This is a genomic window from Citrobacter sp. Cpo012 (assembly GCF_030333015.1).
Taxonomy (GTDB): Bacteria; Pseudomonadota; Gammaproteobacteria; order Enterobacterales; family Enterobacteriaceae; genus Citrobacter; species Citrobacter portucalensis.
In genome coordinates this window covers 101,415-127,050 of the sequence record NZ_JAOWGR010000040.1, presented here as the reverse complement: position 1 = coordinate 127,050, position 25,636 = coordinate 101,415, and the positions used below count along the sequence as shown (strand labels likewise).

At 52.8% G+C, this 25,636-nt stretch carries 19 protein-coding genes; 10 read left to right on the top strand and 9 right to left on the bottom strand.

What is annotated here, in order from left to right; all coding sequences use genetic code 11:
* Positions 1-142: 142 nt before the first annotated feature.
* Complete coding sequence (locus OGX90_RS15110; protein WP_003829510.1) at positions 143-1,186, top strand: GMP reductase; 1,044 nt, start codon at positions 143-145, stop codon at positions 1,184-1,186.
* A 57-nt stretch (positions 1,187-1,243) separates the two neighbouring features.
* On the opposite strand, the gene hofC is transcribed toward OGX90_RS15110, so the two are convergent.
* The 4 genes from hofC to nadC form a co-directional block, all read right to left on the bottom strand.
* Positions 1,244-2,446, bottom strand: coding sequence for a protein transport protein HofC (gene hofC, locus OGX90_RS15105; protein WP_286624198.1), 1,203 nt, complete (start codon positions 2,444-2,446; stop codon positions 1,244-1,246).
* The gene (gspE, locus tag OGX90_RS15100; RefSeq protein ID WP_286624196.1) at positions 2,436-3,821 is read right to left on the bottom strand and encodes a type II secretion system protein GspE; all 1,386 of its coding nucleotides are present in this window, start codon (positions 3,819-3,821) and stop codon (positions 2,436-2,438) included. The genes hofC and gspE overlap by 11 nt, the downstream gene beginning before the upstream one ends.
* A gap of 9 nt (positions 3,822-3,830) precedes the next feature.
* Entirely contained in the window at positions 3,831-4,268 is a 438-nt protein-coding gene (ppdD, locus tag OGX90_RS15095; RefSeq protein ID WP_032942370.1) for a prepilin peptidase-dependent pilin, read from the bottom strand.
* A 243-nt stretch (positions 4,269-4,511) separates the two neighbouring features.
* Positions 4,512-5,405: a carboxylating nicotinate-nucleotide diphosphorylase gene (gene nadC, locus OGX90_RS15090; RefSeq protein WP_003837454.1), complete on the bottom strand. Its 894-nt coding sequence runs from the start codon at positions 5,403-5,405 to the stop codon at positions 4,512-4,514.
* Positions 5,406-5,492: 87 nt separating this feature from the next.
* On the opposite strand from nadC, the gene ampD reads away from it, so the two are divergent.
* Both ampD and ampE read left to right on the top strand, forming a co-directional pair.
* Entirely contained in the window at positions 5,493-6,056 is a 564-nt protein-coding gene (ampD, locus tag OGX90_RS15085) for a 1,6-anhydro-N-acetylmuramyl-L-alanine amidase AmpD (protein WP_286624194.1), read from the top strand.
* Positions 6,053-6,907 carry a beta-lactamase regulator AmpE gene (gene ampE, locus OGX90_RS15080; protein WP_003829498.1) on the top strand — a complete coding sequence of 285 codons (855 nt, stop codon included), beginning with the start codon at positions 6,053-6,055 and terminating at the stop codon, positions 6,905-6,907. The genes ampD and ampE overlap by 4 nt, the downstream gene beginning before the upstream one ends.
* A gap of 91 nt (positions 6,908-6,998) precedes the next feature.
* On the opposite strand, the gene OGX90_RS15075 is transcribed toward ampE, so the two are convergent.
* From OGX90_RS15075 to aroP, 3 genes are all read right to left on the bottom strand, one after another.
* Positions 6,999-7,949: a glycoside hydrolase family 43 protein gene (locus OGX90_RS15075; RefSeq protein WP_008786208.1), complete on the bottom strand. Its 951-nt coding sequence runs from the start codon at positions 7,947-7,949 to the stop codon at positions 6,999-7,001.
* The gene (locus OGX90_RS15070) at positions 7,949-9,355 is read right to left on the bottom strand and encodes a glycoside-pentoside-hexuronide (GPH):cation symporter (RefSeq protein ID WP_003829494.1); all 1,407 of its coding nucleotides are present in this window, start codon (positions 9,353-9,355) and stop codon (positions 7,949-7,951) included. Before OGX90_RS15070 ends, OGX90_RS15075 begins: the two co-directional genes overlap by 1 nt.
* 159 nt (positions 9,356-9,514) lie before the next feature.
* Positions 9,515-10,888 (bottom strand): aromatic amino acid transporter AroP, encoded by a 1,374-nt coding sequence (gene aroP / locus OGX90_RS15065; RefSeq protein WP_008786209.1) that lies wholly within the window; start codon positions 10,886-10,888, stop codon positions 9,515-9,517.
* 564 nt (positions 10,889-11,452) lie between these two features.
* Here aroP and pdhR point away from each other — a divergent pair.
* From pdhR to traT, 5 genes are all read left to right on the top strand, one after another.
* Entirely contained in the window at positions 11,453-12,217 is a 765-nt protein-coding gene (gene pdhR / locus OGX90_RS15060; protein WP_003018699.1) for a pyruvate dehydrogenase complex transcriptional repressor PdhR, read from the top strand.
* A gap of 163 nt (positions 12,218-12,380) precedes the next feature.
* Entirely contained in the window at positions 12,381-15,044 is a 2,664-nt protein-coding gene (gene aceE / locus OGX90_RS15055; RefSeq protein WP_048214932.1) for a pyruvate dehydrogenase (acetyl-transferring), homodimeric type, read from the top strand.
* Between the two features lie 14 nt (positions 15,045-15,058).
* The gene (gene aceF / locus OGX90_RS15050) at positions 15,059-16,948 is read left to right on the top strand and encodes a pyruvate dehydrogenase complex dihydrolipoyllysine-residue acetyltransferase (protein WP_071446605.1); all 1,890 of its coding nucleotides are present in this window, start codon (positions 15,059-15,061) and stop codon (positions 16,946-16,948) included.
* Between the two features lie 175 nt (positions 16,949-17,123).
* Entirely contained in the window at positions 17,124-18,548 is a 1,425-nt protein-coding gene (lpdA, locus tag OGX90_RS15045) for a dihydrolipoyl dehydrogenase (protein ID WP_003829486.1), read from the top strand.
* A 194-nt stretch (positions 18,549-18,742) separates the two neighbouring features.
* Positions 18,743-19,474, top strand: coding sequence for a complement resistance protein TraT (gene traT / locus OGX90_RS15040; RefSeq protein ID WP_286624191.1), 732 nt, complete (start codon positions 18,743-18,745; stop codon positions 19,472-19,474).
* 63 nt (positions 19,475-19,537) lie between these two features.
* Here the strand turns inward: traT and OGX90_RS15035 are convergent, their stop codons facing one another.
* Both OGX90_RS15035 and OGX90_RS15030 read right to left on the bottom strand, forming a co-directional pair.
* Entirely contained in the window at positions 19,538-20,332 is a 795-nt protein-coding gene (locus OGX90_RS15035) for a DUF2950 family protein (RefSeq protein WP_008786213.1), read from the bottom strand.
* Positions 20,333-20,342: 10 nt separating this feature from the next.
* Positions 20,343-21,947, bottom strand: a complete 1,605-nt coding sequence (locus OGX90_RS15030) for a DUF3300 domain-containing protein (protein WP_286624189.1) — start codon at positions 21,945-21,947, stop codon at positions 20,343-20,345.
* A gap of 448 nt (positions 21,948-22,395) precedes the next feature.
* Between OGX90_RS15030 and acnB the strand changes: the two genes are divergently transcribed.
* Both acnB and yacL read left to right on the top strand, forming a co-directional pair.
* Positions 22,396-24,993 (top strand): bifunctional aconitate hydratase 2/2-methylisocitrate dehydratase, encoded by a 2,598-nt coding sequence (gene acnB, locus OGX90_RS15025; RefSeq protein ID WP_057067418.1) that lies wholly within the window; start codon positions 22,396-22,398, stop codon positions 24,991-24,993.
* 174 nt (positions 24,994-25,167) lie between these two features.
* Complete coding sequence (gene yacL / locus OGX90_RS15020; RefSeq protein ID WP_020996227.1) at positions 25,168-25,530, top strand: protein YacL; 363 nt, start codon at positions 25,168-25,170, stop codon at positions 25,528-25,530.
* Positions 25,531-25,636: the final 106 nt, after the last annotated feature.

The following is a 25,636-nucleotide window of genomic DNA, read 5'->3' as shown; positions in this document are numbered from 1 at the left end:
TACTATTCGCCAGGTAAATTTATGGGATTGTAGCGTAAAAAAAGAGAATTTCGCAGTCTTGCGCGGCATTGATTAGTGCGTATGATAGCGTCACTGGAGTTGTGAGTTTCGATTTTTCGCCATTAACCCCAGGAATCCGCACATGCGTATCGAAGAAGATCTGAAGTTAGGTTTCAAAGACGTTCTTATCCGCCCTAAGCGTTCTACTCTCAAAAGCCGTTCCGATGTTGAGCTGGAACGTCAATTTACCTTTAAGCATTCAGGTCAGACCTGGTCCGGCGTACCTATTATTGCCGCGAACATGGACACTGTCGGGACGTTTGCCATGGCAACGGCACTGGCATCCTTCGACATCCTGACCGCTGTGCACAAACACTATTCTGTTGAAGACTGGGCCGCCTTCATCGCAGAGAGCTCTGCCGATGTGCTCAAACACGTAATGGTTTCAACCGGTACGTCTGATGCAGATTTCGAAAAAACTAAACAGATTCTGGCGCTCAACCCCGCGTTGAACTTTATCTGCATTGATGTGGCCAATGGCTACTCAGAGCATTTTGTTCAGTTCGTGTCGAAAGCGCGTGAAGCATGGCCGACTAAAACGATCTGTGCGGGCAATGTGGTCACCGGTGAGATGTGTGAAGAGCTGGTGCTCTCCGGTGCTGATATTGTCAAAGTCGGCATTGGCCCAGGTTCTGTATGTACCACGCGTGTAAAAACCGGCGTTGGCTATCCACAGCTTTCTGCGGTTATTGAATGCGCCGATGCAGCCCACGGTTTGGGTGGAATGATTGTCAGCGACGGCGGCTGCACCATGCCGGGTGACGTGGCAAAAGCGTTCGGTGGCGGCGCAGACTTCGTGATGCTCGGCGGCATGCTGGCTGGTCATGAAGAAAGTGGCGGCAAAATTGTTGAAGAGAACGGTGAGAAATTCATGCTGTTCTACGGTATGAGCTCTGAATCTGCCATGACGCGTCACGTAGGTGGTGTTGCACAGTACCGCGCTGCAGAAGGTAAAACCGTCAAGCTGCCACTGCGCGGCCCGGTTGATAATACCGCTCGCGATATTCTCGGCGGTTTGCGTTCTGCTTGTACCTATGTGGGCGCATCCCGTCTGAAAGAGCTGACCAAACGTACAACGTTTATTCGTGTACAGGAACAAGAAAACCGCGTTTTCAATAGCCTGTAAGAACAGCTAGTTCTGTGAAATGCCTGATGGCGTTACGCCGCCATCCGGCATTTGAATCTATCCCACCCCGCTCATCGCATCTCCCAGATGGAAAATCGGTAAATACATCGCGACGACCAGCGTACCGATGATAAGCCCCGTAATGACCAGCAACGCAGGCTCAAGTAATGCAGCCAAATTCTCAGCCTGAGCCTGGGTTTTCTCGCCATGGTGATGAGCAAGATTGCGCAGCATTGCATCCAGCGAGCCGGAAGCTTCACCCGTTCTGACCAGCTGTATACACAATGGGCTGAATTCACCGCTATTTTTAAGCGCTAACCAGATCGGTTTTCCAGAGCTGATGTCCTGCTGAACCAGTGCTAAACGTTGCGACCAGAAAGGGTTAGCCAGCGTTTCGGTAACGCTCTCAAGACCCTGCAAAAAGGGAATGCCCGCATTTTGCGTTAACGCCAGAACAGTGAATATCTGCGTGAGTTTTTGCCCTCTCACTATCGGCCCTATGACCGGGAGGCTGAGCAGCAATTTCTGGCGCAGAATGAGCCAGTACGGTTTCTGCTTTATCAAATGATGTGTGGCAACTGCTACCAGGCCAAGCGCTACCGCCAGCCATCCCCATTGGCTGCTACAGTGTGCGATGGTAATAATCCACTGAGTGAGCGCCGGTAGCGGGGTGTTGAACGTCTGGTAGATAGCGGCAAACTCAGGGAGTACAAACTGCAGCATCGCAAATACGACCATCACCGCCATTGTTATGATGATGATCGGATAGCGCAGGGATTTTTTAACTTTATCAGCAAGTTGCTGTTGTTTCTTTTGCTGGTAGGCGAGTTCAAAACAGCAGTCGTCCAGCTTACCCGTAAGTTCTCCGGTACGGATCATTGCCTGGTAAAGGGGCGGAAAAACGTGTTGCCATTGTGATAACGAGGCGGAGAGGGTTATGCCCTGTTCCATATCGTAAGCCAGCGTACGCAGTAGCGCCTGCCATTGAGTGCTGGGATGCTGTTCAGCAAGCAGAGCTAGCCCTGTTGAGAGCGTTAACCCTGCTTTTAGCAATGTCGCCAACTGGTGTATGGTTTCGGCACTTCTTGTACGGCTCCAGTGCGAGGTTTTGACACGCATACGTTTAATGCGCAGCGGCGTAATCTGTTGTTTCTCAAGAGCCAGCATCAATGACGGTCGGGTATCGGCCCATAGCGTTCCTTCCAGCGATCTACCTTCGTTGTTAATGCCTTGCCAGCGCCAAAGCTGTTTAGTGGACATGAGGCATGCCCAGTACACGAATCAGCTCTTCAAATGTCGTTAACCCTTGCTCGACGGCCTGACAGCCATTCTCGAAAAGCGTTCTCATTCCTGATTGCTGAGCATCAGATTCCACTTCGTCTACGGATGTGCCACTGGCAATACTCTGACGTAATGCCGGAGTAACAGGGAGCACTTCAAACAATGCCGTACGGCCATAAAATCCGTGATAACAATGTTTGCAGCCAGGGGCCTGCCAATTCGGTAGTGGTGTAGGCCAGACAGTTTTCGGGAGCGTGATAGGCGTACTCTGACGTTGTCGGCAATGGGGGCACAACTTTCTGACCAACCGCTGTGCAATAACGAGCGTCAGCGCGGAGGCGATCATCCAGCGTGCGACACCCATTTGTTGCAGGCGCACCAGCGTTTCACTGGTGGAATTGGTATGCAGCGTAGAAAGAACCAGATGACCTGTTTGTGCGGCTTTAAGGGCTATTTCTGCCGTTTCGCCATCGCGGATTTCACCCACCATGATAATGTCGGGGTCCTGGCGCAGCAGCGCGCGCAATACGCCCTGAAAAGTCAAACCGGCGCGTGGGTGAATTTGCGTCTGGTTGAGGCCTGCGATCGGGATCTCTACCGGATCCTCCACGCTACAAAGATTCACATCCGGGGTGTTTCGGGTTTGCAGCGCACTGTACAGCGTGATCGTTTTGCCGCTTCCGGTAGGCCCGGTAACCAGAATCAGCCCCTGAGGCTGCTGCAAGGCTTGCGAAAATGCGGCCAGCTGCGCGTCTTGCATTCCCAGCGCCGCGATCTCCAGTGACTGATCGACCTGATGAAGTAGCCGTAACACGACTTTTTCGCCGTAGCGACAGGGCAGGGTGGCGATGCGAAACGAGACCGGCTCTCCTGAAATCTCAACGGTAAATTGTCCGTCTTGTGGAAGCCGATGCTCGGCGATATCCAGGCTGCCTAATACTTTTAACCTTGCGGTGATGGCTATGCCCATCTCGGTCGTGACTTCCGGTAACGCGTGAAGCACGCCATCTACGCGCAATCTGAATCGATAGTGATTTTCCTCGGGTTCAAAATGAATATCAGAAGCCCGTTGCGTCAGAGCGGAATGAAACGTCTGATTCAGCAAGTCTGCTGCGCTGGCGCTGCTTTTCGTGACCACTGCCGGGAGCATTTTCTGCGGTGTATGCGTGTGGCCTTCCATTTGCTGACGTGTCCAGCAGACAATGTCGATGCGTCGGGTGGTGGCAAAATGCAGCGCATCCAGCAGCTCGTGTGATGGGGCGTCTACGACGGCGATATGCACCACTTCATTGTCTGCATCCAGTAATATTGCCTGATAACGTTGGCATAGTGCCGTAAGTTGGGTGGTATTCATCTCTGTTCCTTAGTGGGTATCGAAGCGGAAAACGTCTTCACAGGCCTGCTGCAATGCGCTGTCGTTCTGGATGACGCAGTTTCGGTTCCAGCCGGTAATGCCGTTGGCATTGTCCCAACCTGGCGTCATGGTGATGCTTAGCCCGTTCAGGCTTTCCTGCCCACTAAGACTGACAACTCCCTTTTCAACGCTCATGGCTGAGACGTAACGGGTAGTTGTTGGAGAGGGAATACCATTCGTTCCGGCATCGCAGGTATTTGTTCCGCCATGCTCCAGTGCACAGAGCTCAACCGCCGTGCGATAGGGGACAAAGGTTTGCAGCATGTCCGTCAGCGCGGCTTTGCGCAGATAGTTTTGATATGCCGGAATGCCGATGGCGCTAAGGATGGCAATAATGCCAATCACCACCATGAGTTCGATAAGCGTAAAGCCTCGTTGCTTGTTCATCGTTCGCTCCTTGAGTTTGCTGGCGCTACTTTGGCAAACCGACGGGAGGACGGCGAGAGACAAAAAACAAAACGGGAAAGCGGGTTCAGAGGATTTTTACGAAATTACAGAGTCAGACAATGTATTTGCGAAGAGACTCGAAGAAACTGCCGGGTGGTGGTGTAAATGCCGTATTCGGCTTACGGAATAAACCTGTGTAGTAGGCCCGATAAGCGAAGCGTCATCGGGCAATACAATCAGCAATTAGCGAAATCGCATGGAGAGATCGAGTGCGCGAACATGTTTGGTCAGCGCGCCAACGGAGATAAAGTCCACACCGGTTTCGGCAAATTCGCGCAGCGTTTCATGGGTGACGTTGCCCGACACTTCCAGACGCGCCTGGCCGTTGGTGCGTTTTACCGCTTCGCGCATTTGGTCAGTTTCGAAGTTATCGAGCATGATGATATCGGCCCCGGCTTTCAGCGCGTCGTCCAGTTCATCTAGGCTTTCTACTTCGACTTCAACCGGCACATCCGGGTGCAACCAGAAGGCTTTTTCGACGGCCTGACGTACCGAGCCGGAAGCAATAATGTGGTTTTCTTTAATCAGGAAGGCGTCGGACAGCCCCAAACGATGATTCGCGCCGCCGCCGCACAATACGGCGTATTTTAGCGCGGTACGCAGTCCCGGCAGGGTTTTGCGCGTATCCAGCAGTTGGGTCTTGGTTCCCGCTAACAGGTCGACGTATTTACGCACTTCACTCGCTACACCTGAAAGCGTCTGCACAAAATTCAGCGCAGTACGTTCACCGGTCAGTAAAACGCGGGAAGGGCCGTCCAGTTCAAACAGCGGCTGATTGGCCTTTATGCTGTCGCCATCTTCGACATGCCAGGTGATGTTGACATCATCGCCAGCCAGCTGAATAAAGACCTCTTCCACCCAACGTTTTCCACAAAAAACGCCATCTTCGCGGGTGATTACGGTGGCATGGGAGCGCATGTCTTCGGGTAAAAGCTGTGCGGTGATATCGTTATTGGCATCAACTTCTCCGCCTAAATCTTCACGCAGCGCCTGAGCTACAGCGGCAGGGATATCCAGATTTATGCGTTCCAACAGCGCGTCACGTCGGTAGTCAGGGTTATAGCGGCGAGGCGGCATGATAAAACTCCAAATTGCTAACGAATCATAAGGTGGAAACATGCTACCCTGAACCTGATATGAGCACCACCAATAAGGAGATTCTGCATGTTGTTAGACGAGGGCTGGCTGGCAGAGGCGCGACGCGTTCCCTCTCCGCATTACGATTGCCGCCCGGATGACGAAAACCCTTCTCTGCTGGTGGTGCATAATATCAGCCTGCCGCCCGGCGAGTTTGGCGGCCCGTGGATAGACGCGCTGTTTACGGGCACGATTGATCCCAACGCCCATCCTTATTTTGCTGGGATCGCCCATCTGCGTGTTTCGGCCCATTGTTTGATTCGCCGTGACGGTGAAATCGTGCAATATGTGCCTTTTGATAAACGCGCCTGGCATGCGGGTGTGTCGAGCTATCAAGGGCGAGAACGCTGTAATGATTTTTCAATTGGTATTGAGTTGGAAGGGACGGATACGCTGGCCTATACCGATGCGCAGTATCAGCAACTGGCTGCCGTGACGAATACTCTGATTACGCGTTATCCGGCCATTGCTAACAACATGACAGGACATTGCAATATTGCGCCCGAGCGTAAGACCGATCACGGGCCGTCCTTTGACTGGGCAAGGTTCCGCGCCCTGGTCACCCCCTCGTCGCACAAGGAGATGACATGACGCTGTTTACAACATTATTGGTGTTGATTGTTGAACGCCTGTTTAAGCTGGGTGAGCACTGGCAGCTTGATCACCGGATTGAAGCTTTTTTCCGCCGGATTAAGCATTTTTCGATGATGCGTACGGTAGGCATGACTCTGATTGCGATGGGAGTGACATTTCTGCTACTGCGCGCACTTCATGGGCTGTTGTTTAATGTTCCGTTGCTGGTGGCGTGGATCTTAATTGGCTTGCTGTGCATCGGTGCTGGCAAGGCGCGCCTTCACTATCACGCTTACCTGAACGCGGCTGCTCGCGATGATGCTCACGCCCGTGATGCGATGGCCAGCGAGCTGACGCTTATCCATGGGGTTCCGCCGGACTGCGATGAGCGTGAATTCTTGCGCGAACTGCAGAACGCGCTGTTATGGAACAACTTCCGTTTTTATCTGGCGCCGTTATTTTGGCTGATTGTCGGTGGTCCGTGGGGACCTGTGACGCTGGTTGGTTATGCCTTTTTACGCGCCTGGCAGTCCTGGCTGGCGCGCTATCAGACACCGCACCAGCGTCTGCAATCAGGTATTGATGCGATCCTGCATGTGCTGGATTGGATCCCGGTGCGTCTGGCGGGCGTGGTCTATGCGCTGTTGGGACATGGTGAGAAGGCGCTGCCGGCCTGGTTTGCCTCGCTTGCGGATCTGCACACGTCGCAATATCAGGTGCTTACGCGTCTGGCGCAGTTCTCGCTGGCGCGTGAACCGCACACCGATAAAGTCGAAACGCCAAAAGCCGCTGTTTCGCTGGCGAAGAAAACCTCGTTTGTGGTGGTGGTGGTTATTGCGGTGCTCACCATTTATGGGGCATTAGTATAGCGTTGTGCCGGATGGCGCTAATGCTTATCCGGCCTACAATGAAAAACGTGTAGGCCCGGTAAGCGTTAGCGCCACCGGGCAGTGCAACGGTTTAGTTCGTATCAGCAGGCGGCACGCCAAAATCTGGCATGCCGTTTTCGTCCCAACGCACGAGCTTCAGACGAGTGTGGCGGTTTGGGTCGTACAGCGGATCGCCCTCGATTTCGGTGTAGTTTCTCGCGTGATACACCAGTACATCTTCACCTTCCGGCGTTTGTGTAAAGCTGTTGTGTCCTGGCCCAAACTGGCGGTTTTCATAACTGGTGGTAAAGACCGGACGCGGTGATTTGTGCCAGTTCTGCGGTTTGAGCGGATCGGCGTTGAGGTCAATCCACAATAATCCCATACAGTAGTTCTCATCGGTGGCGCTGGCGGAATAGCTGATAAACAGCTTATCGCCATGAACCATGACGGCAGGACCTTCATTGACCCAAAAACCCCGGCATTCCCAGTCATACTCAGGATGACTTAGCATGACCGGCTCGCCTTTAATCGTCCATGGATTTTCCAGCTCAGCGAGATAGATATTGGAGTTTCCGGCGATATCGGGCGACTTCTGCGCCCAGAGGTACCACTGTTTTCCCTGATGGTTAAAGGTGGTGGCATCAAGCGCAAAGGTATCAAACTGCGTTTTAATCTGACCTTTCTCCGTCCACTGCCCGGTCAACGGATCGGCGTCGGCACATTCGAGCGCAAACATGCGATGCTGGAACATCCCCAGCTTGTCGAGCGACTGTGTGTGGGTGGCAGCAAAATAGATGTACCACTTGCCTGCCAGATGATGGATTTCGGGTGCCCAGATGAGTTGGCTCATGGGGCCGCTTTCTGGTTTGCGCCAGACGACAACCGGGGCGGCGGTGCGCAACCCCTCCAGCGAGTCGGCCCGGCGTATCTCCAGTCGGTCATATTCGGGTACTGAAGCAATGAAATAATAGTGGCTACCGTCACGTAAGATAAACGGATCGGCACGCTGTTCAATAAAGGGATTTGGCCACTGATTCATTAGGCTTTCCTTACGGTTTCAGTCGTTTTTATATCGTGGTATTCATTCAGTTCACGGTAGTTGGCGCGGCGCTTTTCTAAATCTGTCTGGATTTGCTGCATAAACTCGCGGTCAACTTTCAGCAGACGAACCACGCCTGCTGTAATCAGGTAGCCTACGCCCGGTATGATGGTAAACAGCAGCATAATACCGTTAATGGCAGAGTCGCTTTGCGCTTTCGCCCCAGCGTCGTAGCCGTACCAGGAGAGCAGGAAGCCGACCATCGCTCCGGCAATTGCCAGGCCCAGTTTCAGGAAGAACAGGTTACCGGAGAAGCTGATTCCGGTTATGCGTTTACCGGTTTTCCACTCGCCATAGTCATCGACATCCGCCATCAGCGACCAGTGCAGCGGAGAAGGGATTTGGTGCAGGATGTTGAGCAGGAAGTAGAGCACCATAATCATCATGGTGGCTTTCGGATCGAAGAAGTAAAACGCGGCAGAGAAAATCGCCAGGATAATATTGGTCCAGAAGAAGACTTTCAGTTTGCACCAGCGATCGGTTAATACCTTCGCCAACATACTGCCGATCATCATTCCGACCACACCAAGACTGATAAACAGCGTTGCGAACTGCGTGCTTTGCTGCATAACCCATGTCACGTAGTACATGGTGGCAGCCATGCGAATAAAGCCCGGACAGACGTTGCACAGTGTTAACAGCAGAATTTTTACCCACTGATCGTTCTTCCACACGTCTTTCAGATCGGCTTTTAAATCGTCATTGGTCTGGACAGCAGGGCGCACGCGTTCACGGACCGTAGCGAAGCAAAACAGGAACATACACATGCCGATGAAAGCCAGAACCGCCATCGCCATCTGATACCCTTTGGCTTTGTCTTCCCCGCCGAACCAGTCGGCCATTGGCAGCAAGGTGAGGGACAGCAGCAGGGTTGCAATGCCTACCAACACAAAGCGATATGACTGGCAGGCGACGCGTTCCTTCGGATCGTTGGTGATGACGCTGCCGAGCGAGCAGTAGGGAATGTTGATCGCTGTATAAGTAATAGATAGCAGGAAGTAAGTAACGAACGCATAGATAACTTTGCTGTTATAGGTCCACTCTGGAGTGGTAAACATCAGTACGCTGAATAACGCGTACGGGAAAGCCATCCATAAAAGCCATGGACGAAATCGACCATATTTACTACGGGTGCGGTCGGCCATCGCACCCATTATAGGGTCGGTAACGGCGTCGATAACGCGTACTGAGAGCAGTAATACGCCGACCAGTGCAGGTGCCAGACCAAAAATGTCTGTGTAAAAATAGTTAACAAACAACATGATGGCGCCAAAGATGATGTTGCATCCGGCGTCGCCCATTCCATAGCCGATCTTTTCTTTCACCGTGAGCTTACTGGTTTCCATCAACTGCACTCCATTAATGAGATATGGAGAGAATTATTGTCCGGCACCGGTGTTTTTGCGTTGCAGGATAACGCCGCTGATATGGACTAAACAGTCGTGAGTGGGAAAGTGTGAGGCAGGTAACAACCCCCACCTGACGCAGGTGGGGGGAGGGGGGGATTAATGCGCTTTAACCGCGCCGGCCGTTTTTTGTTTACACAGGTAGCCGATGCCAAGAATGGCAATCCATACAGGGATTAAGTACACCGAGATCGCCATACCCGGCGTCATCAGCATAATCACCAGTACTGCAGCCATGAAAATCAGGCACACCCAGTTACCCAGCGGATAGAGCAGCGCCGGGAAGCGGGTGGTAACACCCTGCTGCTGTTTGGCTTTGCGGAACTTCATGTGTGCCAGGCTAATCATTGCCCAGTTGATCACCAGTGCGGAAACCACCAGCGCCATCAGCAGGCCAAAGGCGGATTCCGGTGCCAGGTAGTTGATCAGCACACACAGAGCCGTCACCAGTGCGGAAACCAGAATGGTGTTCACCGGTACACCGCGTTTATCTACGTTCATCAGCGCTTTCGGCGCATTGCCCTGCTGTGCCAGACCGAACAGCATACGGCTGTTGCAGTATACGCAGCTGTTATAGACAGAAAGGGCGGCAGTCAGCACTACGATGTTCAGGGCATTAGCAACAAAGGTGTCGCCCAGTTCGTGGAAAATAAGGACAAACGGGCTGGTATCCGCCGTGACACGCGTCCACGGCATCAGGGAAAGCAGAACCGCCAGCGAACCCACATAGAAAATCAGGATACGGTAGATAACCTGGTTGGTCGCTTTGGGAATGCTTTGCTCCGGGTTATCCGCTTCTGCTGCGGTGATCCCGACCAGCTCCAGCCCACCGAAAGAGAACATAATAATAGCCATCATCATCACCAGACCGGTGAAGCCATGCGGCAGGAAGCCTCCCTGGTCCCACAGGTTGCTGACGCTGGCCTGCGGGCCGCCGTTACCGCTAAACAGTAACCAGCCGCCGAACAGGATCATCGCTACGACGGCAATGACTTTAATAATGGCGAACCAGAACTCCATCTCACCAAACACTTTCACGTTGGTCAGGTTGATGGCGTTGATCAGCACAAAGAAGGCAGCCGCAGACACCCATGTTGGGATCTCCGGGTACCAGAACTGGATGTATTTACCCACGGCAGTTAGCTCTGCCATGGCAACCAGCACGTACAGCACCCAATAGTTCCAGCCGGAAGAGAACCCCGCGAAACCGCCCCAGTATTTATAAGCAAAGTGACTAAATGAGCCTGCAACGGGCTCTTCAACCACCATTTCACCTAACTGACGCATAATCAAAAAGGCGATAAAGCCGGCAATAGCGTAACCCAGAATAATACCCGGTCCTGCAGACTGGATAACGGATGCGCTACCGAGGAATAACCCGGTACCAATCGCGCCACCCAGCGCGATTAGCTGTATATGGCGGTTCTTAAGGCCGCGCTTGAGCTGATCGCCATGCTGTTGACTTTCCATCATGAAACCTCGTGTGTGGTTTTACTCTTCATATTTCGAGTGCTTATTTTTTGAACTACGCAGCAATGCGTGTGTAAGTTTGCAATTCCGTTTGTTGTATTAATTTGTTTACAGATGCTTTTGATAAAATGTTGCCTTAATGCTTTTGTCTTGATCAGAATAATGATATGCGAGCGCGAATGCACCTGCTTTATGCGGGGAAGATGACGAGTTGAATAAAAAGAAACCATTTGTAAATGCAAGTTTATCTACCACAAAATTTCCATTTTGAATTTCTATTCATTAATAGTGGTTGATATATCGATAAATAAGCAGGTGAATCGGTTCAGATGAGATAATTTTTCGTTTCAATTCCGTTAAAACTACCCCGAGGTGGGTAAATTTAACATTTGTGCATAGTTACATGTTTGAAACGTTATTTCTGTAATGTTGTTAAAATATGCCTCCTTTACTGATTTCAATCAAAACCTGTATGGACAGAAGGTGAATACTTTGTTACTTTAGCGTCAAGAACATGAAATTGGTAAGACCAATTGACTCCGGGCAAATGGCTTAAGACAGGAAATCATGGCCTACAGCAAAATCCGCCAACCAAAACTCTCCGATGTGATTGAGCAGCAGCTGGAGTTTTTAATTCTTGAGGGGACACTTCGCCCCGGAGAAAAACTCCCACCGGAACGCGAGCTGGCAAAACAGTTCGACGTCTCCCGCCCCTCCTTACGCGAGGCGATCCAACGCCTTGAAGCGAAGGGCTTACTGCTTCGTCGTCAGGGCGGTGGCACTTTTGTTCAGAGCAGCCTGTGGCAGAGCTTTAGCGACCCACTGGTAGAGCTGCTCTCCGACCATCCTGAATCCCAGTTTGACCTGCTTGAGACGCGCCATGCGCTGGAAGGTATTGCGGCTTATTACGCTGCACTGCGCAGCACGGATGAAGACAAAACGCGTATCCGTGAACTCCACCATGCGATCGAGCTTGCTCAACAGTCCGGCGATCTTGACGGCGAATCTGATGCGGTACTCCAGTATCAAATTGCTGTCACCGAAGCGGCACACAATGTGGTGCTGCTCCATTTGCTAAGGTGTATGGAGCCGATGCTGGCCCAGAACGTTCGGCAAAACTTCGAATTGCTGTATGCGCGTCGTGAAATGCTGCCACTGGTTAGCAGTCACCGTACCCGTATTTTTGAAGCAATTATTGCCGGGAAGCCGGAAGAGGCGCGTGAAGCGTCCCACCGTCACCTGGCGTTTATCGAAGAGATCCTGCTAGACAGAAGCCGTGAGGAAAGCCGTCGTGAACGCGCCTTACGCCGTCTGGAGCAACGAAAGAATTAGTGATTTTTCTGGTAGAACGTTAACCAGAAGATGTTGTAAATCAAGCGCCATATAAAGTGCGCGGCAACTAAACGCAGAACCTGTCTTATTACGCTCTCTGGCGAGAACGTAATGGGACAGGTTCCAGATAACTCAACGTATTAGATAGATAAGGAATACCCCCATGTCAGAACGTTTCCCAAATGACGTGGATCCGATCGAAACTCGCGACTGGCTACAGGCGATCGAATCGGTCATCCGTGAAGAAGGTGTTGAGCGTGCTCAGTATCTGATCGACCAACTGCTTTCAGAAGCTCGCAAAGGCGGCGTGAAAGTAGCGGCAGGTGCAGGGGCCAGCAATTATGTAAACACTATTGCCGTTGAAGATGAACCGGAATACCCGGGCAATCTGGAGCTGGAACGTCGTATTCGTTCTGCTATCCGCTGGAACGCCATTATGACCGTACTGCGCGCGTCTAAAAAGGACCTCGAGCTGGGTGGCCACATGGCATCCTTCCAGTCCTCCGCAACGGTATATGATGTTTGCTTCAACCACTTCTTCCGCGCACGCAACGAGCAAGATGGCGGCGATCTGGTGTACTTCCAGGGTCACATCTCTCCGGGCATCTACGCACGCGCATTCCTGGAAGGTCGTCTGACTGAAGAGCAGATGAACAACTTCCGTCAGGAAGTACATGGCAAAGGCCTGTCTTCCTACCCGCACCCGAAACTGATGCCAGAATTCTGGCAGTTCCCGACCGTATCTATGGGTCTGGGCCCAATCGGTGCTATCTACCAGGCTAAATTCCTGAAATATCTGGAACACCGTGGCCTGAAAGATACCTCTAAACAGACCGTTTACGCCTTCCTGGGCGACGGCGAGATGGATGAGCCAGAATCTAAAGGTGCGATCACCATCGCGACCCGTGAAAAACTGGACAACCTGGTCTTTGTTATCAACTGTAACCTGCAGCGTCTTGACGGCCCGGTAACCGGTAACGGCAAGATTGTTAATGAACTGGAAGGCATCTTCGCGGGCGCTGGCTGGAACGTTATCAAAGTCATGTGGGGCGGTCGTTGGGATGAGCTGCTGCGTAAAGACACCAGCGGTAAACTGATCCAACTGATGAACGAAACCGTTGACGGCGACTACCAGACCTTCAAATCCAAAGATGGCGCATACGTACGTGAGCACTTCTTCGGTAAATACCCGGAAACCGCAGCACTGGTTGCTGACTGGACTGACGAGCAGATTTGGGCTCTGAACCGTGGTGGTCACGATCCGAAGAAAGTCTACGCTGCACTGAAAAAAGCGCAGGAAACCAAAGGCAGAGCAACTGTAATCCTGGCCCATACCATCAAAGGTTACGGCATGGGTGACACTGCTGAAGGTAAAAACATCGCTCACCAGGTTAAGAAAATGAACATGGACGGCGTGCGTTATATCCGCGACCGTTTCAACGTTCCTGTGACCGATGAGCAGGTTGAAAACCTGTCTTACATCACCTTCCCGGAAGGTTCTGAAGAGCACACTTATCTGCACGCTCAGCGTCAGAAACTGCATGGCTACCTGCCAGCTCGTCAGCCGAACTTCACCGAGAAGCTGGAACTGCCAGCTCTGGAAGACTTCGGTGCGCTGCTGGAAGAGCAGAACAAAGAAATCTCCACCACTATCGCTTTCGTTCGTGCCCTGAACGTGATGCTGAAGAACAAGTCGATCAAAGATCGTCTGGTTCCGATCATCGCTGACGAAGCGCGTACTTTCGGTATGGAAGGTCTGTTCCGTCAGATTGGTATCTACAGCCCGAACGGTCAGCAGTACACCCCGCAGGACCGTGAGCAGGTTGCTTACTACAAAGAAGACGAGAAAGGTCAGATCCTGCAGGAAGGTATCAACGAACTGGGTGCAGGCGCATCCTGGCTGGCTGCTGCGACTTCTTACAGCACCAACGATCTGCCGATGATCCCGTTCTACATCTACTACTCCATGTTCGGGTTCCAGCGTATTGGTGACCTGTGCTGGCAGGCAGGCGACCAACAGGCTCGTGGCTTCCTGATTGGTGGTACTTCCGGTCGTACGACGCTGAACGGTGAAGGTCTGCAGCACGAAGATGGTCACAGCCATATTCAGTCTCTGACTATCCCGAACTGTATCTCTTACGATCCGTCTTACGCGTACGAAGTTGCGGTCATCATGCACGATGGTCTGGAGCGTATGTACGGTGAGAAACAAGAGAACGTTTACTACTACATCACCACGCTGAACGAAAACTACCACATGCCGGCAATGCCAGCAGGTGCCGAGGAAGGTATCCGTAAAGGTATCTACAAACTCGAAACCCTCGAAGGTAAGAAAGGTAAAGTTCAGCTGCTGGGCTCCGGTTCTATCCTGCGTCACGTGCGTGAAGCAGCACAGATTCTGGCGAACGACTACGGTGTAGGCTCTGACGTTTACAGCGTAACTTCCTTCACTGAACTGGCGCGTGATGGCCAGGATTGTGAGCGCTGGAACATGCTGCACCCGATGGAAACTCCGCGCGTTCCGTACATCGCTCAGGTGATGAACGACGCTCCGGCAGTAGCATCTACTGACTATATGAAACTGTTTGCCGAACAGGTTCGTACTTATGTACCGGCTGATGATTATCGCGTACTGGGTACTGACGGTTTCGGTCGCTCTGACAGCCGTGAAAACCTGCGTCACCACTTCGAAGTTGATGCTTCCTACGTGGTTGTAGCGGCCCTGGGCGAACTGGCTAAACGTGGCGAAATCGATAAGAAAGTGGTTGCTGACGCAATCATCAAATTCAACATCGATGCAGATAAAGTTAACCCGCGTCTGGCGTAAGAGGTAAAAGAATAATGGCTATCGAAATCAATGTACCGGACATCGGGGCTGATGAAGTTGAAATCACCGAGATCCTGGTCAAAGTAGGCGACAAAGTTGAAGCTGAACAGTCGCTGATCACCGTAGAAGGCGACAAAGCCTCTATGGAAGTTCCGTCCCCTCAGGCGGGTATCGTTAAAGAGATCAAAGTCTCTGTTGGCGACAAAACTGAGACCGGCAAACTGATCATGATTTTCGATTCCGCCGACGGTGCAGCAGCTGCTGCACCTGCTCAGGCAGAAGAGAAGAAAGAAGCAGCTCCGGCAGCAGCACCTGCTGCCTCTGCGGCGAAAGACGTACACGTACCTGACATCGGCGGCGACGAAGTAGAAGTTACCGAGATCATGGTTAAAGTGGGCGACACCGTTGCGGCTGAACAGTCTCTGATCACCGTTGAAGGTGACAAAGCCTCTATGGAAGTTCCGGCGCCGTTCGCAGGTACCGTCAAAGAGATCAAAATCAACACGGGTGACAAAGTGTCTACCGGTTCCCTGATTATGGTCTTCGAAGTGGCGGGCGCTGCGCCTGCTGCTGCACCGGCTCAGGCGGCTGCTCCAGCAGCAGCGGCGGCTCCGGCTGCTTCCGGCTCGAAAGAAGTTAACGTACCGGATATCGGTGGTGACGAAGTTGAAGTCACTGAAGTGATGGTTAAAGTGGGCGATAAAATTGCCGCTGAGCAGTCACTGATCACCGTTGAAGGCGATAAAGCGTCGATGGAAGTTCCGGCACCGTTCGCGGGTACCGTGAAAGAAATCAAAATCAGCACCGGCGACAAAGTTAAAACCGGTTCTCTGATTATGGTCTTCGAAGTCGAAGGCGCAGCACCTGCAGCCGCTCCTGCACAAACAGCTGCTCCGGCTCCGGCCGCTGCACCAGCGCCTGCGCAAGCCGCAGCTCCGGCCGCAAAAGCGGAAGGTAAATCTGAGTTTGCTGAAAACGACGCTTACGTTCATGCAACGCCGCTGATTCGTCGCCTGGCGCGCGAATTCGGTGTGAACCTGGCGAAAGTGAAAGGTTCTGGCCGTAAAGGTCGTATCCTGCGTGAAGACGTTCAGGCTTACGTGAAAGACGCTATCAAGCGTGCTGAAGCGGCTCCGGCTGCAGCAGCAGGTGGCGGTATCCCGGGCATGCTGCCTTGGCCGAAAGTGGACTTCAGCAAGTTTGGTGAAATCGAAGAAGTGGAACTGGGCCGTATCCAGAAAATCTCTGGTGCTAACCTGAGCCGTAACTGGGTGATGATCCCGCACGTTACTCACTTCGATAAGACCGATATCACCGATCTTGAAGCGTTCCGTAAACAGCAGAACGCCGAAGCTGAAAAACGTAAACTGGACGTGAAATTCACCCCAGTAGTCTTCATCATGAAAGCCGTTGCCGCAGCTCTGGAACAGATGCCGCGCTTCAACAGCTCCCTGTCTGAAGACGGTCAGCGCCTGACCCTGAAGAAATACATCAACATCGGTGTAGCGGTTGATACTCCGAATGGTCTGGTTGTTCCGGTCTTCAAAGACGTGAACAAGAAGAGCATTACCGAGCTGTCTCGTGAACTGACCGTGATCTCCAAGAAAGCGCGTGATGGCAAGCTGACCGCTGGCGAAATGCAGGGCGGTTGCTTCACCATCTCCAGCATCGGTGGCCTGGGTACTACCCACTTCGCGCCGATTGTGAACGCGCCGGAAGTGGCTATCCTCGGTGTCTCCAAGTCCTCTATGGAGCCAGTGTGGAACGGTAAAGAGTTTATGCCGCGTCTGATGATGCCGATTTCGCTCTCCTTCGACCACCGTGTAATTGACGGTGCGGATGGTGCGCGCTTTATCACTATCATCAACAACATGCTGTCTGACATTCGCCGCCTGGTGATGTAAGCGAAAAAGCCGGCCCGACGGCCGGCTTTTTTCTGGTAATCTCATGAAGTCAGTGAGGTTATTGTGCGAAAGACAAATCGGTTGCCGTTTGTTGTTTCAAAATTGTTAACAATTTTGTAAAATACGGGCGGATAGAACGACCCGCTGGACGACGGGTATAAATTAAGAGGTCATGATGAGCACTGAAATCAAAACTCAGGTCGTGGTACTTGGGGCAGGCCCTGCAGGTTACTCTGCTGCCTTCCGTTGCGCAGATTTAGGTCTGGAGACCGTCATCGTAGAACGTTACAGCACCCTTGGCGGTGTTTGTCTGAACGTCGGCTGTATCCCTTCTAAAGCGCTGCTGCACGTAGCAAAAGTTATCGAAGAAGCCAAAGCGCTGGCTGAACACGGTATCGTTTTTGGCGAGCCGAAAACCGATATCGACAAGATTCGTACCTGGAAAGAAAAAGTTATCACTCAGCTGACCGGCGGTCTGGCGGGTATGGCCAAAGGCCGTAAAGTGAAAGTGGTTAACGGTCTGGGTAAATTTACCGGGGCAAACACCCTGGAAGTTGAAGGCGAAAACGGCAAAACCGTGATCAACTTCGACAACGCAATCATCGCGGCGGGTTCCCGTCCGATCGAACTGCCGTTTATTCCGCATGAAGATCCGCGCGTGTGGGATTCCACCGATGCACTGGAACTGAAAACTGTTCCTAAGCGCCTGCTGGTAATGGGCGGCGGTATCATCGGTCTGGAAATGGGTACCGTGTACCATGCGCTGGGTTCAGAGATCGACGTGGTTGAAATGTTCGACCAGGTTATCCCGGCTGCCGACAAAGACGTGGTTAAAGTCTTCACCAAGCGTATCAGCAAGAAATTCAACCTGATGCTGGAAACCAAAGTGACCGCCGTTGAAGCGAAAGAAGACGGTATCTACGTTTCCATGGAAGGCAAAAAAGCCCCTGCCGAAGCTCAGCGTTACGATGCTGTGCTGGTCGCTATCGGTCGTGTACCGAACGGTAAAAACCTCGACGCGGGCAAAGCTGGCGTGGAAGTTGACGACCGTGGCTTCATCCGCGTTGACAAACAGCTGCGCACCAACGTGCCGCACATCTTTGCTATCGGCGATATCGTCGGTCAGCCGATGCTGGCACACAAAGGTGTTCATGAAGGTCACGTTGCCGCTGAAGTTATCGCCGGTAAGAAACACTACTTCGATCCGAAAGTTATCCCATCCATTGCATACACTGAACCAGAAGTTGCATGGGTTGGTCTGACCGAGAAAGAAGCGAAAGAAAAAGGCATTAGCTACGAAACCGCCACCTTCCCGTGGGCTGCTTCTGGCCGTGCTATCGCTTCCGATTGCGCAGACGGTATGACCAAACTGATTTTCGACAAAGAATCTCACCGTGTTATCGGTGGTGCGATTGTCGGTACCAACGGCGGCGAGCTGCTGGGCGAAATCGGTCTGGCGATCGAAATGGGTTGTGACGCAGAAGATATCGCGCTGACCATCCACGCGCACCCGACTCTGCACGAGTCCGTGGGCCTGGCGGCAGAAATCTTTGAAGGTAGCATTACCGACCTGCCAAACCCGAAAGCGAAGAAAAAGTAATCTTCCCGCTTTTGTGAAAACGCCTCTTCGGAGGCGTTTTTTTTGCCTGAAAACTACCAGTTTTAGTAGTCATCTCATTGATATTTCCACTAAAAAAAATTGCGCAACTGCCGATACTTTTTTCGCCATTGTGTGGCTACTGGCCGCACGGAGAAGAGGCTCTGGACTCTCTATTACACGAAAAAGGAAAATACATGTCTTTAAAAAAAATCGCGGTTGTTGGCATGGTTGTCGCGACAATGACGCTGACCGGTTGTGGTGCGATGACCACCGCCGTTAAAAAACGTAACCTTGAAGTGAAAACGCAGATGAGTGAAACCATCTGGCTGGAGCCTTCCAGCGAGAAGACCGTCTACATTCAGGTAAAAAACACCTCTGACAAAGACATGAGTAACCTGCAAACCCTGCTGGCAAATGACCTGTCAGCGAAGGGGTATAAAGTGACCAGTTCGCCAGACAGCGCTTATTACTGGGTACAGGCGAACGTGTTGAAAGCGGACAAAATGGATCTGCGTGAAGCTCAAGGCTTCCTGAAAACGGGTTACGAAGGTGCCGCGATGGGCGCAGCGCTGGGCGCGGGGATTACCGCTTATAACAGCAACTCCTCTGGTGCGGCGCTGGGTGTTGGTATCGCGGCGGGTCTGATCGGCATGGCCGCGGATGCGATGGTGGAAGACGTTAACTACACCATGGTTACTGACCTGCAAATCTCTGAACGCAGCAAAGCGAAAGTGACAACGGATAATGTTGCTGCATTGCGTCAAGGGACATCTGGCATCAAGCTGCAAACCAGCAGCGCGCAAGGCGTTCGCGCAAAATACCAGACCCGCGTTGTGTCTAATGCTAACAAAGTGAATCTGAAGTTCGAAGAAGCGAAGCCGGTGTTGGAAGCTCAACTGGCGAAATCTGTCGCTAACATCCTGTAATTTGTTGCGGGTTGCCGGGGGGCGGCTATGCCTTACCCGGCCTACTAACCTTCCGACTCGGTATCAGGGCGCTACAGGTTGCCAGTTTTTATCCGGATGGAATGTGGTTAACGCTTGTGCTTTCTGCTGTGATTCAACACCGAGATCGGCCTGGTAGACTTTGTCTTCACCGTTAATCATAAAACTCATCACGCCGGTGTGATCGTAGCTAACGGGCCAGGCTACCATGGCAAAACCGCTGGTTTTATCGGGAAGGATCCGGAAGCGATAGCCGTGATAGCCCATGCCCGGCTCCTGTGGACTGAAGGCTGGGCCAAGCGGGCTTGGCGCTTCGCCCGGCGAAACAGGCCAGTACAGACCATCCTTTTTCCCTTCAGAACTGACAATCTTTTGCGCGTATTTCTGGTTCATCGCAAAATAGCTCTGCTGAGCATCCACATAGGCGTGCAACGCCTCGATGGCAGCAAGTTCGTTGCGTCCAATCTCACGGGTCAGGATCTCTTCGGCCGCTTCCTTGATATCAAATTGCCAGCCTGAAGCGTTTTTGACGACCGGGATCGGCAGTTGCCAGTCGCTGTCCCCAACCACAAGATGCGCCGTATTGCCGTCGATGACAGTGCTATGGCGTACCTTCCAGTCACGCAGGAAGCGATCAACCGCATCAGGATCGACGCCTTCGGGCGGCAGAAAATCACGCCAGTTTTCCCCGAGCAGGTTGCTCATTGCACTTTCATTTTGCTCACTGATAGCGTTTGCCAGCGCATCTGTTGCCTGGTCTGGTGTGCTGAAGGATTGTTGTGCCATCGCGGTGGCCGAAACCATGAACAACACCATTCCACTGAGTAGTTTATTTTTCATGTCGGTTCCCTTAACGATGACGGAATTCACGGTGTTCAGCACGCCCGCCAGAAGGCTGGCGCGATGGCTGATTACGGGCGACCTGCCGGCTCTGGGCACCTCGCTGTTGCTGTGCCTGCCAGTTGGCGGAGCGACTGTCGTTACCGCTCAGCGCATTGGCGCGCGGCTGACTGGTTCGCTGTTGAAGATTGCGCTGTTGCACATTGCGTTGCTGCGCCGGTTGCGTGACCCTTTTCTCCTGTCGCTGGGCGACTGCCTGACGATTCTCACGTTGCTGTGTGCTTGTCCGTTTCGCGGCTTGCGGCTTGGTATCGTAACCGCGGTAGTTATTACGCTGTGAAATTTGCTTCAGCTGTTGGCTGGACGCCTGACGCTGAGCGTCTTTCGTGCCCGTACGCGCCGTTTGCGGGAATGTTTTCCCCGTTGATTTTTCCATTTGGCTCATCGCAGCCTGGCGCTGGCTATCACGATTGACCGGTCTTTGCTGGGTCGAACTTAAGCCCGTAGCTGTGTTAGTGGAGTGGAAGCGGTTATTGAGTTGGTTATTTGGGTATGGCACACCCTCACGATAGGCCGGGTTATGCTGCCAGGTACGGTTGGCATCTGTCAGCCGTTGACCACTGATTTTATTGAAGTTATCAACGTTAATGTTGATGTTGTTATCACCATTACGGTTATAGCCGCCATGGTTATCCCAGTCATCATTATGATGGTGGTCGTCGTCGTCATCCCAGTCGATGTTGCTGAAGATGGCATAGGTTGTGGCAACACCGAGGCTGAAGCCTAAACCGTTAACGAAGCTGTTGCCAAACTGCTCGCCGGGCGTAGGCGGCAGATAAGTTGGCGGATAAGCGGTATTCGGCCAGGTACCGTAAACCGTATTCGGGTTATAGGTAGGAACGTACACCACCTGCGGATCGGCGGATTCAATCTTGATAACCGTTGGGCTTGTTGAGGTGGTTGTGGCTGTTGTGGTCGCTGAACTGGTCGTCGACTCGCTGGTGACGGTTTTAGCTGGCGCCGCTTTGGTCACGGTAGTGACGGTCTGTTGCGGTGTTGATTGCAGCGCGCCGGTTTGTTGCGCCAGTACACGCAGACGTTGAACGGAATCCATGACGTCTTTCGGCTGTGCGAGGAAAGCATCGCCCAGGCTTTGTACCCACGGCGGATTTTCACCCATCAGCGACATCAACTGAGGAAAAGCGACCAGCGATTTCACGCTGGGATCCCAGGGCTGGCTGGTAACTGCCTGAATGGCGGCATCGCCCTGCATTTTGGGATTGTCTTTTGACCACTGTGCGGCCTGGATGACGTTAGCCGGATAGGTTGAGGCCATCAAAATTTGCGACAACAGCGAGTCTGGATAGAGCGCGATGGGTGCAACCCACTGATCGATTTGTGCTGCTGAGTAGGTTGGTGCCACGGCGGGCGCTGTTTGGTCGGCCGGGGCAGGGGCCGCTACGGGAGCTGGGGCCGGTGTTGACGGTTGCTGCGCAACGGGGGCCGGAGCAGCAGGCTCCGTTGTGCGACTTTTAACAAACATCACGCCAGAGGCGGCAAACAGCCCGGCACTGCACAAAAGGACAAGCAGATGTGGCTTAAGGGGCAACTTCATAAAATGACTCCAACGAGACGAGCGCTGTGCCGTGAGGCGTTCCTGTTGCCGCGAGTATTATTCACCCGTGTTAGACAGTTTTGACTTTTATGGTTGATTCACCAGGTTGGTCCGAAAAAAGAGTGTGAGTATTTATTACACAATTATATGTGATGGCGGAAAAATCGCTGGAATATTCAGCCGATCGCGCTTGAAAATTAACCGTTTATGGGCGGTTTTAAGCTGACTTAATTTCGCCTCACCTTGTCGCTATACCATTCTTAACGATTCAGCCAATTTTTTATGTTGCTTTTTTGTAAACGGATTAACACTTAATGAAAATCCTGTTATTGTGCCTTATGCGGTACCGGGCATTTACCCTACTAACTACTGTCTCACAGGAGCGTGAAGAGAATCGCCCATCTACAAAAGCGCCGCATTATGACAATGAGAGCGAGGAGATATCGTCGTGCTAGAAGAATACCGTAAGCACGTAGCTGAGCGTGCTGCCCAGGGGATTGTGCCAAAACCTTTAGACGCAACCCAAATGGCTGCACTTGTCGAGCTGCTGAAGACCCCGCCTGTGGGCGAAGAAGAATTCCTGTTAGACCTGTTGATCAACCGCGTTCCTCCTGGCGTAGATGAAGCCGCTTATGTTAAAGCTGGTTTTCTCGCCGCTGTCGCAAAAGGCGACACCACCTCCCCGCTGGTTACCCCAGAAAAAGCCATTGAACTGCTGGGCACCATGCAGGGTGGCTACAACATTCATCCGCTGATCGACGCGCTGGACGATGCAAAACTGGCGCCGATTGCCGCCAAAGCGCTCTCTTCAACGCTGCTGATGTTCGATAACTTCTACGATGTAGAAGAAAAAGCCAAAGCGGGCAACGAATATGCGAAGCAGGTAATGCAATCCTGGGCTGATGCCGAATGGTTCCTGAACCGTCCGGCTCTGGCTGAAAAAATCACCGTTACCGTCTTCAAAGTGACGGGTGAAACCAACACCGATGACCTTTCTCCGGCACCGGATGCATGGTCTCGCCCGGATATCCCTCTGCACGCGCTGGCGATGCTGAAAAACGCCCGTGAAGGTATCGAACCGGATCAGCCGGGCGTGGTTGGCCCGATCAAACAGATCGAAGAATTGCAGAAAAAAGGTTACCCGCTGGCTTATGTGGGTGATGTTGTCGGTACCGGTTCTTCGCGTAAATCCGCAACCAACTCCGTGCTGTGGTTCATGGGTGACGACATTCCTCATGTGCCGAACAAGCGTGGCGGCGGCCTGTGCCTCGGCGGCAAAATTGCACCTATCTTCTTCAACACCATGGAAGATGCGGGCGCACTGCCGATTGAAGTGGACGTGTCGAACATGAACATGGGCGACGTGATTGACGTTTACCCGTTCAAAGGCGAAGTACGTAACCACGAAACCGGCGAACTGCTGGCAAGCTTTGAGCTGAAAACCGAAGTCCTGATCGACGAAGTACGCGCCGGTGGCCGTATCCCGCTGATCATCGGCCGTGGCCTGACCACCAAGGCGCGCGAAGCGCTGGGCCTGCCGCACAGCGATGTATTCCGTCAGGCGAAAGACGTGGCGGAAAGCAGCCGTGGCTTCTCCCTGGCACAAAAAATGGTTGGCCGCGCTTGCGGCGTGAAAGGCATCCGTCCGGGCGCGTACTGCGAACCGAAGATGACCTCCGTCGGTTCTCAGGATACCACTGGCCCTATGACCCGTGACGAACTGAAAGACCTGGCGTGTCTGGGCTTCTCTGCTGATCTGGTGATGCAGTCCTTCTGCCACACCGCGGCCTATCCGAAGCCGGTGGACGTGAACACGCATCACACGCTGCCAGACTTCATCATGAACCGCGGCGGTGTGTCGCTGCGTCCGGGCGACGGCGTTATTCACTCCTGGCTGAACCGCATGCTGCTGCCGGATACCGTAGGTACCGGTGGTGACTCCCATACCCGTTTCCCTATCGGGATTTCCTTCCCGGCAGGTTCTGGTCTGGTGGCGTTTGCTGCTGCGACCGGCGTGATGCCGCTGGATATGCCGGAATCCGTTCTGGTGCGTTTCAAAGGCAAAATGCAGCCGGGTATCACCCTGCGCGATCTGGTACACGCCATCCCGCTGTACGCGATCAAACAGGGTCTGCTGACCGTTGAGAAGAAAGGTAAGAAGAACATCTTCTCTGGCCGCATTCTTGAAATCGAAGGTCTGCCGGATCTCAAAGTAGAGCAGGCGTTCGAATTGACCGACGCCTCCGCTGAACGTTCTGCTGCCGGTTGTACCATCAAGCTGAACAAAGAGCCGATCGTTGAGTATCTGAGCTCTAACATCGTTCTGCTGAAGTGGATGATCGCAGAAGGTTACGGCGATCGCCGTACGCTGGAACGTCGTGTGCAGGGCATGGAAAAATGGCTGGCGGATCCGCAGTTGCTGGAAGCCGACGCTGACGCAGAATACGCGGCAGTGATCGACATCGATCTGGCGGATATCAAAGAGCCAATCCTGTGTGCACCGAACGATCCGGACGATGCGCGTCTGCTGTCTGACGTACAGGGCGAGAAGATCGACGAAGTGTTCATCGGCTCCTGCATGACTAACATCGGCCACTTCCGTGCCGCTGGTAAGCTGCTGGATGCGCACAAAGGCCAACTGCCAACGCGTCTGTGGGTGGCTCCGCCAACCCGTATGGATGCGGCACAGCTGACCGAAGAAGGTTATTACAGCGTGTTCGGTAAGAGCGGTGCGCGTATCGAAATTCCAGGCTGCTCTCTGTGCATGGGTAACCAGGCGCGTGTAGCCGACGGCGCAACGGTGGTGTCGACCTCTACCCGTAACTTCCCGAACCGTTTAGGTACCGGAGCGAACGTCTACCTGGCTTCTGCGGAGCTGGCGGCGGTTGCGGCGCTGATCGGCAAACTGCCGACGGCGGAAGAGTACCAGACCTATGTGGCGCAGGTAGATAAAACGGCCGTAGATACTTACCGTTATCTGAACTTCGACCAGCTGTCTCAGTACACCGAGAAAGCCGATGGTGTGATTTTCCAGACCGCGGTGTAATGCCCTAAGGCATTTTGTGTAAAAACGCATCAATGCCCGGAGAAGTCTGCTTCTCCGGGCATTTTTATTTCTATTCCTTATACCCACTACGCTTTTTTTCTGCCGCGCTGCTGCGATAATTACAGCAAGGCGCAATGCGGTATTGGCGCATTGCCGGGAGTAGAGGAAGACATTATGGATTACGAATTTCTGCGCGATATTACCGGGGTGGTAAAAGTGCGTATGTCCATGGGCCACGAGGTGGTGGGGCACTGGTTTAATGAGGAAGTGAAAGAAAACCTGGCCTTACTTGATGAAGTGGAACAGGCAGCGCGTGCGGTTAAGGGCAGTGAGCGCTCCTGGCAGCGAGCAGGGCATGAATACACGCTCTGGCTGGATGGCGAAGAAGTGATGGTTCGCGCTAATCAGCTGGAGTTCTCTGGCGATGAGATGGAAGAGGGGATGAGCTACTACGACGAAGAAAGTTTTTCGCTCTGTGGTGTAGAGGACTTTCTTCAGGTTGTGGCGGCATACCGCGAATTTGTGCATCAATCCTGAGATATTTCAGATATCAATGAAGCCGGGTGAGACAAACCTGGCTTTTTTTTCGTCCGAATGATTATTTTGATTTTTATTAATCATTCAAAAACTGTGATCTGCCGCG